This is a genomic window from Actinomadura sp. NEAU-AAG7 (assembly GCF_018603865.1).
GTDB lineage: Bacteria > Actinomycetota > Actinomycetes > Streptosporangiales > Streptosporangiaceae > Spirillospora > Spirillospora litoris.
On record NZ_JAHFZY010000004.1, the window covers coordinates 374,261 to 389,004 of the forward strand.

13 protein-coding genes are annotated in these 14,744 nt (G+C 68.3%); 10 read left to right on the forward strand and 3 right to left on the reverse strand.

The window, feature by feature from the left end; translation table 11 throughout:
- Positions 1 to 43 precede the first annotated feature (43 nt).
- The 5 genes from KLI87_RS20745 to KLI87_RS20765 all read left to right on the forward strand — a co-directional run bounded on the left by KLI87_RS20745 (position 44) and on the right by KLI87_RS20765 (position 6,939).
- Positions 44 to 1,909, forward strand: a complete 1,866-nt coding sequence (locus KLI87_RS20745; RefSeq protein WP_214618320.1) for a Xaa-Pro dipeptidyl-peptidase — start codon at positions 44 to 46, stop codon at positions 1,907 to 1,909.
- A gap of 836 nt (positions 1,910 to 2,745) precedes the next feature.
- Positions 2,746 to 3,564 carry a helix-turn-helix transcriptional regulator gene (locus tag KLI87_RS20750; protein ID WP_214618321.1) on the forward strand — a complete coding sequence of 273 codons (819 nt, stop codon included), beginning with the start codon at positions 2,746 to 2,748 and terminating at the stop codon, positions 3,562 to 3,564.
- Entirely contained in the window at positions 3,561 to 3,773 is a 213-nt protein-coding gene (locus tag KLI87_RS20755) for a DUF397 domain-containing protein (protein ID WP_156219589.1), read from the forward strand. The genes KLI87_RS20750 and KLI87_RS20755 overlap by 4 nt, the downstream gene beginning before the upstream one ends.
- Before the next feature lie 148 nt (positions 3,774 to 3,921).
- Complete coding sequence (locus KLI87_RS20760) at positions 3,922 to 4,191, forward strand: DUF397 domain-containing protein (protein ID WP_214618322.1); 270 nt, start codon at positions 3,922 to 3,924, stop codon at positions 4,189 to 4,191.
- 1,122 nt (positions 4,192 to 5,313) lie between these two features.
- Positions 5,314 to 6,939, forward strand: a complete 1,626-nt coding sequence (locus KLI87_RS20765; protein WP_214618323.1) for a TlrC/CarA/OleB/SrmB family ABC-F type ribosomal protection protein — start codon at positions 5,314 to 5,316, stop codon at positions 6,937 to 6,939.
- Positions 6,940 to 7,055: 116 nt separating this feature from the next.
- Here KLI87_RS20765 and KLI87_RS20770 read toward each other — a convergent pair whose 3' ends face one another.
- Positions 7,056 to 7,586, reverse strand: a complete 531-nt coding sequence (locus tag KLI87_RS20770; protein WP_214618324.1) for an NUDIX hydrolase — start codon at positions 7,584 to 7,586, stop codon at positions 7,056 to 7,058.
- A gap of 461 nt (positions 7,587 to 8,047) precedes the next feature.
- On the opposite strand from KLI87_RS20770, the gene KLI87_RS20775 reads away from it, so the two are divergent.
- Positions 8,048 to 8,530, forward strand: coding sequence for a hypothetical protein (locus KLI87_RS20775; RefSeq protein ID WP_214618325.1), 483 nt, complete (start codon positions 8,048 to 8,050; stop codon positions 8,528 to 8,530).
- Between the two features lie 143 nt (positions 8,531 to 8,673).
- Here the strand turns inward: KLI87_RS20775 and KLI87_RS20780 are convergent, their stop codons facing one another.
- Positions 8,674 to 8,856: a hypothetical protein gene (locus KLI87_RS20780; RefSeq protein WP_156219584.1), complete on the reverse strand. Its 183-nt coding sequence runs from the start codon at positions 8,854 to 8,856 to the stop codon at positions 8,674 to 8,676.
- Positions 8,857 to 9,108: 252 nt separating this feature from the next.
- On the opposite strand from KLI87_RS20780, the gene KLI87_RS20785 reads away from it, so the two are divergent.
- The 3 genes from KLI87_RS20785 to KLI87_RS20795 are packed head-to-tail and all read left to right on the forward strand — an operon-like array spanning position 9,109 to position 11,887.
- Positions 9,109 to 9,969, forward strand: a complete 861-nt coding sequence (locus tag KLI87_RS20785; protein WP_214618326.1) for a CPBP family intramembrane glutamic endopeptidase — start codon at positions 9,109 to 9,111, stop codon at positions 9,967 to 9,969.
- An 18-nt stretch (positions 9,970 to 9,987) separates the two neighbouring features.
- Entirely contained in the window at positions 9,988 to 11,190 is a 1,203-nt protein-coding gene (locus KLI87_RS20790; RefSeq protein WP_214618327.1) for a sensor histidine kinase, read from the forward strand.
- 4 nt (positions 11,191 to 11,194) lie between these two features.
- Positions 11,195 to 11,887, forward strand: a complete 693-nt coding sequence (locus KLI87_RS20795; RefSeq protein ID WP_308166092.1) for a response regulator transcription factor — start codon at positions 11,195 to 11,197, stop codon at positions 11,885 to 11,887.
- 100 nt (positions 11,888 to 11,987) lie between these two features.
- Here KLI87_RS20795 and KLI87_RS20800 read toward each other — a convergent pair whose 3' ends face one another.
- A complete protein-coding gene (locus tag KLI87_RS20800) occupies positions 11,988 to 13,127 on the reverse strand; it encodes a protein-L-isoaspartate(D-aspartate) O-methyltransferase (RefSeq protein ID WP_250904066.1) in 1,140 nt (379 codons plus the stop codon).
- A 994-nt stretch (positions 13,128 to 14,121) separates the two neighbouring features.
- Between KLI87_RS20800 and KLI87_RS20805 the strand changes: the two genes are divergently transcribed.
- Positions 14,122 to 14,655, forward strand: coding sequence for a hypothetical protein (locus KLI87_RS20805; RefSeq protein ID WP_214618329.1), 534 nt, complete (start codon positions 14,122 to 14,124; stop codon positions 14,653 to 14,655).
- The last annotated feature ends 89 nt before the right edge of the window (positions 14,656 to 14,744 follow it).

The window sequence follows — 14,744 nt, forward strand, 5'->3', positions numbered from 1 at the left end:
CCACGAAGCTGATCAGGTTTCATTCAGTTTCGGAGGAGCAACGGTGCGACTCTCACTACTCTCCGTGGCGGCCGTCGCGGGCGCCACCGGCCTCATCGCCGGCACGATGCCCGCGTTCGCCGACACCGGACGCCCCGACGCGGGGCGCCCCCACATCGTCGTCAAGGACGGCAAGACCCAGCCGGCGTTCTCCTTCGCGGACGCCGTGCGCGAGAAGGTCTTCGTCGAGACGAACGTGGACAGCGACAACGACGGCAAGCGCGACCGGGTCTCGGTCTTCGTCACCCGCCCCAAGGAGACGAACGGGCGCCTGAAGGTCGCCTCGATCCTTGAGGGCAGCCCGTACTTCGCGGGGCTCCACGACACCCCCTACCACCCGGCCGACGTCACCGACTACCCGCGGCTCGCCGAGTGGAACGTCCCAACCGCCCCGCCCGGCCCGACGAGCTACTCCCGCGTCTACTACGACAACTACTTCGTCTCCCGCGGCTACGCCGTCCTCGCCGCCGACACGCTCGGCACGGGCGACTCCGACGGCTGCCCCACCGCCGTCGGCCCCAACGAGACCGAGGGCATGACGCAGGTCATCAAGTGGCTGACCGGCAAGGCCACCGCCTACGACGCGTCCGGCAAGAAGATCCGGGCGGACTGGTCGACCGGCGACGTCGCGATGGCGGGCAAGTCCTACGACGGCACGCTGCCCCTCGCCGCCGCCGCGACCGGCGTGCGCGGCCTGAAGACCGTCGTGTCGATCTCCGGCGTCTCCAACTGGTACGACGAGTACCGCGCGAACGGCGCCGTCGTCGCCCCCGACGGCTGGAACGGCGAGGACCTCGACCTGCACGCGAAGGTCGTCCTGTCCCGCAAGAACCCGGGCGTCTGCGAGAAGGTCATCCGCAAGCTCGAACCCGGCATGGACCGCGTCACCGGCGACTACAACCGCACCTGGGACCTGCGGAACTTCGCCAAGAGCGCGCCCGACTTCAAGGCCAGCGTCTTCATGACGAGCGGCCTCGCGGACTGGAACGTCAAGCCCATCCAGATGTCCCTCCTCTGGGAGGGGCTGAAGAAGGCGCACGTCAACCGCAAACTGTGGATCCACCAGGCGGCCCACGACGAGCCCCTGGACGTCCGCAAGGGCGAATGGCTGGAGGCCCTCAACCTCTGGTTCGCGCACGAGCTGTACGGCGTCCGCAACGACGTCATGCGCCAGCCCCGCGTGGACCTGGAGCGCACGCCGGGCCAGTGGGAGACGCACCGGGACTGGCCCGACGCGTCCGCCCGTCCGACGGAGCTGGGCCTGTCGACCGGCACCCTGGGCAAGCGCGGCCACGGCACCGACTCCCTGGTGGACGCCCCGTCCCGAACGGTGGAGGAACTCGCCGCCAACGAGGACAAGCCGGACCCGAACCGCCTGATGTACCTCACGCCCAAGCTGACGAAGGCCACCAAGCTCAGCGGCACCGCGAAGATCAAGGTCCGCGCCTCGGTCGACGGCAAGTCCCCGTACCTGTCGGCGATCCTCGTCGACTACGGCACGGACACGCGCATCTCGGGCTTCGCGCCGACCTCGGGCACCTGGTGCTACGGCGACTCCATCCCCACCGACCAGGGCTGCCGCACGAACCGCGGCTACAGCACCGCCGTCACCCCGTTCAAGGTCGTGACGCGCGGCTGGATGGACGTGCGCAACCGTCACAGCGCATCGGTCACCGAGCCCATCAAGGCAGGCAAGGACTACACGTTCTCCTGGCCGATGCAGCCCTACGACTACATCTTCAAGCCCGGCCACCGGATCGGCCTGATGATCGTGGCCACCGACCACGCCTACAGCCTCCGCTACCCGGCGGGCACAAAGGTCAAGGTAGACCTCCGCAACTCCTCCCTGACCCTCCCCCTGACGAAGTAACGCACTGAAGGCCCCGCCAGCACCCACTGGGGACTGGCGGGGCCTTCCCATGCCTACCGCTAAGACCGGGCCAGTTCCCGGACGACGAGTGCGACGGCATACTCAACGTCACTCACCGGAGTGATACGTCGCCCGTCACCCCAGGTGAACCACCAGGCCCCTTCAAAGAAGTCGCACCCGACCTCAACCAGCCTGTGCGGCCGCCCCCGCCACACCACACTCAACCCCGCCGGCGCCCCACGCCGCTCAACCACCCCGCACGCCAGTTCCGGACGTAGGTCGAGGACGGCTCGCAGCGCACCCAGATGCGTCTGCCGGTCGCTCATAGGGGCGGGAAACGCCTGCCAGCTCACACCCATGACACACCCATGACGGTTCACCTCGCAGTTGTCGGTTGGAAGCGGCGCGGCCGGTGGTCCGGGGGGCATGACACCGACCGCGCCGCGCTCATCCAGACCGCGACGAGCCCTTACGGGCCCGCCGAGCCTGTTGCTTGAGGGCCTCACGCAACAGCGACGCAGAGGGATGCATGAGCGTCGGCTCCACACCCACTCCTGGGTCATGCAGGCTGGCGACCCACTCACCCAGCCGACCGTCCTGCCGCACGGCCCGCCAGATCCGCCACCCACCGAAGTCGCCTCGCAGTGACTCCAGCTCCCGCTCGTCCCGCGCTCGCCCGTCCATCACCGACCCCTTGCTCGCCCACCTGCCCGATTTCGTGCGACAACCTTCACACGCTCGACTACGCTGGGGAATCACTTGTGCACCACCAGCGACGTACCACAGGCGAGATCGATCGCACCCGCCGCCCGGGTGCAGGCCCCCCGGAGGTCGAGATGCCAGCGCAGTCTGAGCCTTACGAAGCGCCCGCCATCGTCACGTTCGCGAAGGAACTGGAGTGGCGCCGGACGCAGGCCGGGCTAAGCAAGAAGGAACTAGCCGAAAAACTCGGCTTCGCAGACTCCTACGTAGGCCAGGTCGAGCTGCGCAAGAACCTCCCCTCCGAAGAATTCGCCGCCGCCCTCGACACGTTCTTCAAGCTGGACGGCCTCTTCATCCGCCTACTGGACCGCATCAACGACACGAGGCACCTGGCGATCCTTCCGCCGGGCTTTACCGAGTACCTTGGGTACGAGCGCAAGGCCAGCCACCTCCGCGTCTTCAGCACCAACCTGGTCAGCGGGCTCTTCCAGACCGAGGCGTATTCCAACACGGTGATCAGTGCGATCATGGGGTCCGAGTCGGCCAGGCTCGTCGCCGAACGCATGGAACGTAAGGCAATATTCGAGCGAGAGGACGCGCCTCACACCTTCCTCGTCCTGGACGAAAATGTCATCCATCGGAACGTGGGCGGCGCGGACATCATGCGAGAACAGCTCGGCTATCTGTTTGAAGTGGCACGTCGTCCCCAGACCCAGTTGCAGGTAGTCCCCTACAAATCCGGCTACCACGCAGGCCTCGCGGGCAGCTTTGCCCTCCTGAGTTTCGAAGATGGGCCTGATGTCGCCTACACCGAGTCTTCTGGGGAAGGGATACTGCTGAAGCAGCGCGACAGGATCGCACTCCAGGCCGTAACGTGGGACCTGGTCCAAGGTCACACGCTCTCTGTGGAGGAGTCGTTGGCCATGATCCAAGACGCGATGGAGAAGCTATGAGCACCTCAGACGTGTCAGGTATCCGGTGGCGCAAGAGCAGCCGCAGCGCCCACCAGGGCGGCGAGTGCGTGGAAGTCGCGGACACAACGTCCACGATCATGGTCCGAGACTCCAAGAACCCAGATGGCCCCCGCCTAGCCTTCACCCCCACCGCCTGGCAGACGTTCACCAACAACATCAAAGCGGGACGCCTGGACGCAGAAGGCTAGCCGTCCCGCTACCAAAGCACTGCCTCCTTAGCGGTGCTCGATAGTGCTTCTCTGGGAAGGGCCGGTGACCGGCGCTTGGTAGGAAACCAAGTAGTCCGGTCACCGGCCTACCAAACAGTCCTTCCCAGAAAGGCGCGACAGAGAAGTTATGAGCACCTCAGGTGTGTCAGGTATTCATTGGCGCAAGAGCAGCCATAGCGGCCATCAAGGCGGCGAGTGTGTAGAGGTAGGCCAGTGGCGCAAAAGCAGCCACAGCGCCCAGCATGGAGGTGAGTGTGTGGAGGTCGCAGACATGACGTCCGCGATCATGGTTCGAGACTCCAAGAACCCGAACGGCTCTCGCCTGGCCCTCACCTCCGCCGCCTGGCAGATGTTCACCAACAACGTTAAAGCAGGACGCCTGGACGCAGGGGGCTAGTCGCCCCGCTATCAAAGCTCTGCCCTCTTAGCTGTGCTTCTTTGGGTAGGGCCGGTGATCGACGCTTGGTAGGAACTAAGCAGTCCGTCACTGGCTCTACCTCATTAGGCCCTCCCCGGAGGGCGAATTCCTCGCCATGAGGGATTAGCGCAAAGCCATCCGCGATCTGTTGTGCGCCCTCCAGGGACGGTGAGCGCCTCCTCGGAGTGGGATAAGGGGGTGGGGCGGCAAGCGCGTACTGCGACCCTCACCGAGGCGATGAGGACCTGGCTGGCCAAGGTCGCGCTCGTGACGTTCATAGGGTTGCGAACGCTCGCAGGGGCGATGAGGACGCGAGGGTGACGCGGTAGCGAATCAGCTTCGCAAGGTTGCGAACCCTCGTAGGGCGATGAGGACGATCGTGGGCAGCGCGACGGCCGCTGTCGTCCAGGGTTGCGACCTTCGCAGGGGGCGATGAGGACGCTACGCCGTAGCCGGAGATGTAATCACGCTATCTCGTTGCGAACCCTCGCAGGGGCGATGAGGACCGTCGAGCTGGCCGATGAGTACTCCGACCGCACGGGTTGCGAACCCTCGTTGGGGCGATGAGGACCACCAGTGGCTGGACCTGTTCCACCCCGGCGAGACGTTGCGAACCCTCGTTGGGGCGATGAGGACCCCACGGTAAAGCCACAGGTCTGTTAAGGGAAGCGCGGCCTGTTGGACGCAGGTTCTTCAGCGATCCGGCGGTTGTGTCGTCGGGCCCGGTGTGTCGCTGAAAACGTGGCCTAGGAGCCGGGCCGTCCGCAGGTTACAAGCCTTCAGGGGCGAAGAGCGCCCCTGTAAGGAGCTGGACGCTCCGATGCCCTTGGTGCGGTTGCGAAGCCACGGGGAGATGAGGACTAGGCGCGAGACGTGTTCGGTGTCGTGGGCGTCGCTGGGGTTGCCGCAGGACGGTCTCTCTGGTACTTGTGACTGCATGGGAACTCTGTGATCGTCGCATCTGACGCGCATCTTCAGGCGTAGAGCCACCGCTCCGCCGCGCGTCGCCGCGTTTCAGCCGGCCGTCCGGGTCTCCCCGACCTCCTTGTCTCGGCGCGCGGTTGCGACCTTCCCTGTTGCAGCGATTCTTCGGAGGCGCTATTGCGCACCGCCCAATTCGTCCTATCCGACATCACCCTGCGTTTCGACGATCACGTCGTCCTCGACCGCGTGTCCCTCACGATCAAGCCTGGCGAGCGGGTCGGCGTGATCGGCGAGAACGGCGCGGGGAAGACGACCCTGCTCAGGCTCATCGCGGGCCGCGAGCGCCCCGGCAACGGCACCGTGCGGATCACGGCGCCCGGCGGCGTCGGGTACCTGCCCCAGACGATCGAACCGCCGTCCTCGGCGACGGTCCAAGCCGCCATCGACCTGGCGCTGGCCGACCTGCGTGACCTGGAGGCCCGGATGCGCCGGGCCGAGGCGGCGCTCGGCGCGGCCACCCCCGATCAGGTCGTCGCGTACGGCGACCTGGTGGCGGAGTTCGAGGCCCGGGGCGGCTACGAAGCCGACACCCGCGTCGAGATCGCGGCCCGCGCCCTCGGCGTCCCGGGCCTGGACCGCGCCCGTCCGCTCGGCACCCTGTCCGGCGGCGAGCGCTCGCGGTTGATGCTGGCCGCGACCCTCGCCGCGTCCCCGGAACTGCTCCTGCTGGACGAGCCCACCAACGACCTCGACGACGCCGCCGTCCACTGGCTGGAGGAGCACCTGCGTCATCACCGCGGAACCGTGATCGCCGTGACGCACGACCGCACGTTCCTCGACCGGGTGACGTCGACCATCCTGGAGGTGGACGAGCGGACCGTCCGCCGGTACGGCGACGGTTACACCGGCTACCTGGCCGCCAAGGCCGCGGACCGGAGGCGACGGCGACACGAGTACGAGGTCTGGCGGGACGAGAAGCGCAGGCAGGACAAGCTGGCCGACGCCAACATCGACCGGCTCTCCGCCATCCCTCGCAAGGCCCCGGCCGCCTTCAGCGGCGCGGGCGCCTTCCGCGCCAGGTCCCGTGCCCACGGCGCGATGAGCCGGATCAGGAACGCCCGGCAGCGCGTCCGGGAACTGGCCGAGAACCCGCTCACGCCCCCGCCGGACCCGCTGCGGTTCGAAACGACCCCGGCGGACGGAACCGTCGCGCCGGGCCCGGCGGCCGAACTGGCCGGCGTCGACGTTCCCGACCGGCTCCACGTCGAGTCACTGCGCATCGAGCGAGGTGAACGCGTACTGGTCACCGGTCCGAATGGCGCGGGGAAGACGACGCTGATGCGGGTCCTGGCGGGAGACCTGACGCCTTCCGCCGGACGCGTCCAGCGCTGCGCGGATGTCGGTTACCTGCGTCAGGAGGAAGCGGAGGCCGTCGGCGACACGCTCCTGCGCGCCTTTGCCGCAGGCCGTCCAGGCGAGGCGGAGGAGCATGCCGCCGAACTGCTCTCCCTAGGGCTCTTTCGCCCAGCCGACCTGACCAGGGCCGTCCGCCATCTGTCAGCAGGTCAGCGCCGCAGGCTGGAACTGGCCCGCCTGATCACCGGACCGGCGGGCCTGATCCTGCTGGACGAGCCCACCAATCACCTCTCACCCCTGCTGGTGGACGAACTGGAGGAGGCCCTGGCGGACTACACCGGCGCCCTGGTCATCGTCACGCACGACCGCCGCATGCGGGCCGCGTTCACCGGACGCCACCTGGAACTCGACCGAGGAATGCTGCGCGAACAGGAAAGGGCCGCCTGACCGCGGAAGGGGGGCGCGGGAACATAGGGCGGCGGAGTCGGTGAAGACCTCGGGCACCTCATTCTCCGCCGCCCCCGGCCGGGGAGCTTCGCGAATGAGCCGCACCCAAATGAGGTTTACCGGTGGGTGAGATCACCCATGCTCGACTGCCGGAAGGGTGTGCTTATGACAATGGGGGCGGCGGCTGGGCCGTCCGGCCAGAGCCATAGGGCGCCCGCGGTGGTGCGGTCGTTCAGGTAGGCAACCGTCGGATCCCTTCGGGGGCTGAACCGGTGTGCCGCAAGCCGGGCGACGGCCTCCTCGAACGGAACCCAGGCGGCCTCCAGCACCAGTCCGTCAGGATCGGCGACGTCGATCCTGCCTTCGGGCTGCGCGGTGGCGAATGCAAAAACCGTCCACTCACCGTCCCATCCGGGCTCACCGGTGACGGTGTACTGGGTGATGAAAGCGAGAGCGGCCGGGCCGGCCACCGTCAGCCCGGTCTCCTCGCGCACCTCCCGGACAAGTGCCTGATGTACAAGCTCGCCGGGCTCGGCCAAGCCTCCCGGCAGAACCCACTGGGGGGCTTCGCCAGGATGCTGCTCACGGACCATGAGCAACTGGCCATCGTGTTCCACGATCGCGGAAACGATGATCCCTGAGGTCATCGGCATGATTGCAAACCCTCCAGGGGCAAGAGCGACCGAAAGGATCTCAGATGGAGTTCAGGCTCGTGAAGCCCACGGTGCGAACCCTCGCAGGGATGATGAGGGCCTGGACCAGGTGATCGTCAACCAGCCGGTGCGCTACTAGTTGCGAACCCTCGCAGGGGGGATGAGGGCCCCACGGTAAAGCCACAGGTCTGCGAAGGGAAGCATGGCCCCTGCTGTGGCCGTGGTGTGTGGTGTTGGCCGACTCAGAAGCCGGTGCGGGGCCGCCGAGCAGGTCCGTATGGAGCGCTTGGTCGCGTGGGATGTTGGCGACGTCGTGGCCAAGGCGGTCCTGCTGGCCCTGGGCGGCCAGGGCCGCTATCTCGCAATGGACGGCCGTAGGGTCTCATAATGGACGTCCGATAAGCGGGACAATCCTGCACTGCGATTAGTTTTCTCGTGTCGGGAACACCATCGCCATGTCCATCCATCAACAGCACTATTCGGAAAGCGCCACCGCCCATGCGGGTGCGTCGATGCCCCGCGCCATCGACATAGCATCGAAGTTGATGGTCCTCGGCGCAGTGGTGTCCCTCGCCAACACGATAACCGCACTGGTCGCTCCGGGTGTGATCCACACCAGCACCACGAACAACGGTCACTCGCACAGCGCCACCGTCTATGGCCCGGCGGCCGTTATCGGCGGCCTCCTCGGGCTCGCGTTCTGGCTGTGGATGGCCTGGCTCGTCCGGCGCGGTCGCAGAAGCGCACGGATCGTGTCGACGATCCTCATGTCCCTCGGCATCCTCGGTGTGTTCATCGACATCGCCGGTTCGGCGCCGCCATGGTTCAAGGCCCTCAGCGTCATCCCCACTCTGATCGGGGTTGTGGCGGTCGCCCTGCTGTGGCGCCGGGATTCTTCGGCCTTCTTCAACCGGACGCGTGACCCTGCGACGTCATAGAACTCCGTTTGCTCCTTCGCGTCCCTTTCCTTGGGAAAGGGACGCGAGCATGTGGCGAGCCTTCGGTCGCTGTCTTTCGGCACATGCTGCAAAACGTCCTCGGCGAACGCACGGCCACCCTGGCAGGGTCGCCGTGGTCGATTTCACGCAGGTGCAGTGACCTCTGCCTGGCAGGCGAGGCACATCAGTGTGTGCTCCACTACGCGGCCCTGCTCGAACCGCTGACCCAATTCGACGGCGTACTCGTCGCATTCAGGGCACGTCCAAGGGCCGGCCTCGCCCTGCTTCACCGAACGGATCATGTAACTCCACTCATCCTCGCTCATCCCGGGAGGCTACCGCCGCCGCGTCGGAGCTGTTCCGGCTCTGCCGTGCCCTGCCCGTCCGCGTCCTGGCCGTCCTGCTCAGCGATGTGATCCCCGCTGTCGGGCGGTTCCAGCGCGACCTCACCGCCGTCGGCGGCGCATCCCCCGTGAGAGCTACAGGTGTTGTCCATGTGCGGGTGATTCGCGTGGGGCGCCGGATTTCTAGCGTGGTCGTCAGGTCGCAGCCGGTGCGGCCGCTACAGGGAGGCCACGATGAGTACAACGTCCACCGCACCCAGCCAGGACACGGGCCCCGAAGCTCGTGGGGGTCGTCTCGGCCGGATCGTCCGATCTCCGCTCGGCTGGATGCTGACGGGCCTGGTCGGCGTCGGCTTGGTCTCGGGGCTGACCGCCACGGGCCCTGGTCCGGTTCCGGCGTTGGGCGCGGTGGCCGCCGTGGCCGTGTACTGGCTGGTCATGCGCCGTGTCGCGCGACGGGAGACGCCGGAGATCTCCCGGTGGGGGGCCGGCCGGGAGGCGCTGCTGGGCGGCGCGATCGGCCTGGGCTTCGTGCTGGTGTCCACCTTGCTGATCACGGCGTTCGGGGGCTACTCGTTCTCCTGGGCGGACCATGGCTTCATGGCCGTCGTGTGGTCCGCGGTCATGGTGCAGATCGGTGCCGCGGTCACCGAGGAGTTGTTGTTCCGCGGTTTCGCGCTCCAGGCTCTGGAGCAGATGTGGGGCAGCAGGGCCGCCATCGTGATCACCGGGCTGTTCTTCGGCATCGTCCATCTGGGCGCTCCGGGAGCCAACGCGTGGAGTGCGCTGGCGATCGCCTTGGAGGCGGGCGTGATGCTCGGCGCCGCGTTCCTGTGGCGGCGTAGCATCTGGTTCGTCGTGGGCCTGCACTTCGCCTGGAACACCACCGAGCAGCTTCTCGGCATCCCGGTCTCCGGGCACAGCTCCGACGGCCTGTTCACCGTCGACGTGCACGGCTCCACCGCGCTGAGCGGCGGTGGCTTCGGCCTGGAGGCGGCGCTGGTGTCCGTCGTGATCGGTGTGCTGCTCGCCGTCCGGATGTTCGTCCTGGCCCGCCGCGGCGGGCGTCTGCTGCCCCGTCGTCAGGCCGGCTGACCGGAGGAAACGGTAGTGATGTCCCTTCAGGCGCCCTGGGGCCGTGCGCCGCTCGACTGGTGGGAGGAGCGGGACGCCTTCCTCAAGGACGGCGCCCTCGCCCTCGTGCTGGCCCTGTTGGCCTTCGTTCCCACCCTGTCCAACATCGGAGCGCAGATCGGAGATCTGCCCGGTCGGCCGGCGAGCGCGCTGAGCGTCGGGCTGATCCTGGCCCAGACCCTGCCGCTGGCGGCCCGCCGGAGGTGGCCCGCGGGATGTCTGGTCCTCGTCGCCGGCCCGTTCGCCGCGTACCAGGCGCTGGGCTTCGCGACGACGTTCGGGAGTCTGGGGCTCTATCTGGCCCTGTACTCGGCCGGGGCCCACCAGGTCCGCTTCCGCCATGCTCTGGCGGGCGTGGTGAGTGCGGGATATGCCGTGCTGGCCCTCGTCCTGGACCGCCTCGGCTCACCGCAGGGCATTGCGGACTATCTCGCGTTCTATCTGGTTCTGGCCGCGTTCTGGCTGGTGGGGAGCACTGTGCGCACACGGCGGACGGAAGAGGCGCAGCGGCGGCGGCTGGCAGCCGAAGTGGCCACGGCCGGAGAGCGGGCACGGATCGCCAGCGAGTTGCACGACGTGGTCACCCATCATGTGACGGCCATGGTGGTCCAGGCGGACGCGACACAGTTCCTGCTCGCCTCGGCACCGGACAAAGCCGGCGAGGGACTCTCGGCCATCAGCGACACCGGCCGCCGGGCGTTGGGAGAACTGCGATACCTGCTCGACGTGCTGGACCCGACCGGCGAGTCGGCGTCCGCGGACCAGGCACCCACCCTGGGACGGCTCGGGGACCTGGTCGAGCAGGCCCGCAGGTCGGGGCAGCCGGTCGAGTTCAGCGAGCATGGCGAGCGGCGAGAGCAGTCCGTGGACGTGGAACTGGCCGCGTACCGGGTGGTGCAGGAGGCCCTCACCAACGCGATGAAGTACGCCGCCGGGCGGACGACACGGGTCCTGGTCCGGCACGGCGAGGAGCGCATCGAGATCAAGGTGACCACCGACGGGCCCGCCGCCTCCCCGGCGGCCGCACCCGCCGTCCGGGAGCCGGGCCCTGCGGGCGGGCGTGGACTGGCGGGGCTGCGCGCACGGGCGCGGATGGTCGATGGTGAACTTGAGGCCGGTCCCCGGCCCGAAGGCGGGTTCGAGGTCCACGCCACGATTCCGTCCAAGCCCGCATCGGAGTGAACCCGTGAGCGATGCGCCGCCACCGATCCGTGTGCTCGTCTGCGACGACCAGGCCCTGGTGCGCACCGGCTACGTCACCATCTTCTCCGCCCAGCCCGACATGGAGGTCGTCGGAGAGGCCGAGAACGGGCACGAGGCGGTCCAGGCCGCGCGGCGCCTGCGCCCCGACGTGGTGGTGATGGACATCCGGATGCCCCTGCTCGGCGGCATCCAGGCGACCCGGCAACTGGCCGGTCCCGACGCCGAGGCACCGCCGAAAGTGCTGGTCGTCACCACCTTCAACGTCGACGCCTACGTCTACGACGCGCTGCGGGCCGGGGCCAGCGGCTTCCTCCTCAAGGACGCGCCCCCGGCGGAGCTGGTCAACGGCATTCGGACGGTCGCCAGGGGCGAGGCCCTGCTGGCCCCCGCCGTCACCCGCCACCTCATCGGCCACTTCGCCGAACACCTGCGTCCGGCCGATACCTCCCGGTCGGCCAGGGAGGACGTGGTACGGGCACTGACCCCGCGCGAGCTGGAGGTGCTCCGGCAGATCGCCGAGGGGCTGTCGAACGCGGAGATCGCCGCGGAGCTCTTCATCACCCCCGAGACGGTCAAGACCTACGTGTCGAGGATCCTGGCGAAACTCGGCCTGCGCGACCGGGTCCAGGCCGTCGTCCTCGCCTACCGGATCGGGCTGGTGTCCTCCACCGGCTGACCCCTGCCCTTGTCGACCGGAGCCTCAGCGCGCGGTGTCCGCAGGGTCGTGCAGCGGTCGCCTGTGCGAACAGGCATCACGGACGGCGTGGACGCGGGCGTCAGCGGCTGATGATGTTGGACGGGTCGTCGCGCCAGACCACCTGGCGGTCGGGGCCCACGGTCAGTCCGAACGCCGTCTGGGCGGGGCGGCCCCATCCCACCCACCGCATGTACGCGTCGGCGACCTCGTCCCACAGGCGCCGTGGACCGGCCTGCCACACCTGGTGCTCGCCCTCGCCCTGCCGGACCCGCGCCCAGGACGTGGCCGCCGTGTCCGCCAGCTCCAACTCGGTCACGCAGTCGCGGGTGCGGGGCGCGCCCATGACGTCCGGGAGCGCGGCGGTGATCGCCACATCCGCGCCGTGGCTGCCGGTCACTTCCGCGGGGTCGAGATGGGTGGCGGTCTCCTCCGCGTCCGTGATGTCGTCGGGGATCCACAGGGTGCTGCGCTGGGCCCGGAGGACCATGTAGTCGGCGCCGCCGGCGAGTCGGCCGGACGCGCGGCCGTCGCCGGTGACGGTCAGTACCGCCTTGTGGCCCTCGCCGTACTCCGGCATCCACGGGAGGACGAGGCGTCCGCCGGGCCGGGTCTGCTCGACCCAGGTGTAGGGGATGCGGTCGACGCCGCAGGTGGCGTGGACGCCGTCGAACGGCGCGTGGTCGGGGGCGCCGAGCGTTCCGTCGGCGGCGATGACGTGCGGGTCGAACCCGGCCATGACCAGCGTTTCGTGGGCGGTGAGGGCGAGGCCGGAGTCGATCTCCACGGTGGTGACGTACGCGCCGAGTGCGGTGAGGAGCGCCGCCGTCCAGCCGGTGCCGGTGCCGATCTCCAGGATCCGGTGACCGGGTCGGACGTCGAGCAGTTCCAGGAACGCGACGACGACGCCCGGCGAGGAGAGCGAGGACGTGGCCTCGGCAACGCCCCCGGCGGGGTCGCCGGCTCCGTCGGCGGCCTGGGTGACGATGGACCCGTCGCTGTACACCGCGTCCCACCAGCCGCTCGGGTCGGCGTCGCGGTCGATGCCGTGGCGGGGGCCGGGGCCGTCCGCCGCGTACCAGCCGCGGGTCGGCGCGAACAGGTGGCGGGGGACGGCGTGCAGGGCGTCCCGGATGCGAGGGCTGGTGAAGCGGCCATCGACCTGGAGCGCGTCGGCGAGGGCATCGGTTCGCGCGCCCATGTCGGTGGTGTGGACGGTCATTTGCCCCTGCCCTTGTCGGGTTTGCCCTTCTCGTCCTTCTCGGCCGGGGGGATCGGCGCCCCCGGCCGGTCGGCGTCGCCTTCGCTCTTGTCGCTGTGCCTGCCCATGGAGGGTTCCCTTCGCGGCGGGGTCATGGTCGGCCTGGTGTCCAGAAGACCAAGGGCGTCACCAATCGTACTAGCCACATGACCGAGAGTGGTCGGTTACAGAGCAGTACGTTCGCCCCGGCCGTCCCCGGTGCGCTCGACGACGTGTGCGGCGACAGAGTGGTTCGCGCCGCTTTCGGCGCCCCCGCGCGGCTGGGCGGCGGACGGTGTGGTCGCAGGGAGCGAGTTCGGCGACCACCTGGCAAGGATTGTGGGGCCTCGACGAGCTGTGCCGCGGGTTCGGCGACGTCGCTGTGGCGGCTGGGGGCCGGTCACCACGCTGCGACGCTCGCCATTGCGGTGCCGGACGTCTAACCGGATTCTCGCCAGGCAAGAAGCGCTAACGTGCGGTGTGCGCAAGGGCCCGGCGCGTTCACCCAATCGGGTCGTCTGAAATCGAAGATGGCGATCGGACGTCCGTCGCGTGGGGTGCGACCGAAATGCGGCAGAAGCCAGCGCGAGGCGGACGGTCGGTGTCGCGCTGCCTGTCCACGCTGTCTTTGCGGCGTCACCGGCGTGGGAAGAGCATCAGCCGAAAATAGAGCGACCGTATCCGGCCACGACCGATGCGGGGCGACCCTCTTCTTTGGCGCCGGTGTTCGACCCTACAGTCGAAGGAAGAGCGTTCCCCGTCATATCGTGAGCCTGGTCGCGGCGGAATACCCTCCGTTCGTGTCGGCTTTTTGAATCCTTCGGTCCTGACTGAGATGGGTCGGGCTGCATGCGGCTGCTGAAGATCGCGACAATGGTAACGAAAGGGAGAGGCTGACATGTGGAGGAGTCCCCATTTCGCCCGCCAAGGGAATCGTTCTCTCCCTGGCGGGAGGCTTCTGTTCTGGTCGCGCCGTATGTGGGCGCTGACGATCACATGCGTGTTGTCCGCGGCGATGTCCGTTGTCGGTGCCGGTACGGCGCACGCGGGCCTGATGCAGTTCGAGAACGGGTTCGAGGGCGATCAGAGCACGAGCTGGGAGTCGGACTCGGCGGGCGACGGGAGCGCCGGCATTGAGATCAACAGCGGCAATGCGCGAACGGGTGCGAACAACGGCTGGGTGAGGGGGCAGTTCGGCGGGGCTTCTGAGAAGACCTGGGTGTACACGGCCGGGGTGCCGAACGTCGCCGGTGCCGGGTGCGTCGCGCAGATCTACGTCAGGCCGCGCCTGCGGACCACGCTCGTCCTGGAAATCTGGACCCCGAGCGGCGGTAAGCGTTACAGCGTTGATCGTACCGTTGATGGCGGCGGCTGGCAGCGGGTGTACACCGATCGCTGGCCGCTGTTCGGCGAGCAGAACATGCAGTTTCGTATCGTCCTGCACGGAAGCGGCGATGCCGGCGTGAACTGGGTTCGCCTGGACGATCTCGTGATGCAGTGCTACTGGTGACGCCGGTTGATCCAAGAACGCGCTGAGGGCGGCTTCGAATGCCCTGCCTGCTGCGGTCGGCCGAAGAAGGACCGGCGGACCGGGTCCCG

What these genes read in the sequence shown, in the direction of transcription:
- KLI87_RS20760 (WP_214618322.1), top strand. Translation starts at nt 3,922, where the DNA reads ATGAGCACCTCAGGTGTGTCAGGTATTCATTGGCGCAAGAGCAGCCAT.
- KLI87_RS20755 (WP_156219589.1), top strand. Translation starts at nt 3,561, where the DNA reads ATGAGCACCTCAGACGTGTCAGGTATCCGGTGGCGCAAGAGCAGCCGC.
- KLI87_RS20750 (WP_214618321.1), top strand. Translation starts at nt 2,746, where the DNA reads ATGCCAGCGCAGTCTGAGCCTTACGAAGCGCCCGCCATCGTCACGTTC.
- KLI87_RS20800 (WP_250904066.1), bottom strand. Translation starts at nt 13,127, where the DNA reads ATGACCGTCCACACCACCGACATGGGCGCGCGAACCGATGCCCTCGCC.
- KLI87_RS20785 (WP_214618326.1), top strand. Translation starts at nt 9,109, where the DNA reads ATGAGTACAACGTCCACCGCACCCAGCCAGGACACGGGCCCCGAAGCT.
- KLI87_RS20775 (WP_214618325.1), top strand. Translation starts at nt 8,048, where the DNA reads ATGTCCATCCATCAACAGCACTATTCGGAAAGCGCCACCGCCCATGCG.
- KLI87_RS20790 (WP_214618327.1), top strand. Translation starts at nt 9,988, where the DNA reads ATGTCCCTTCAGGCGCCCTGGGGCCGTGCGCCGCTCGACTGGTGGGAG.
- KLI87_RS20805 (WP_214618329.1), top strand. Translation starts at nt 14,122, where the DNA reads ATGTGGGCGCTGACGATCACATGCGTGTTGTCCGCGGCGATGTCCGTT.
- KLI87_RS20780 (WP_156219584.1), bottom strand. Translation starts at nt 8,856, where the DNA reads ATGAGCGAGGATGAGTGGAGTTACATGATCCGTTCGGTGAAGCAGGGC.
- KLI87_RS20770 (WP_214618324.1), bottom strand. Translation starts at nt 7,586, where the DNA reads ATGACCTCAGGGATCATCGTTTCCGCGATCGTGGAACACGATGGCCAG.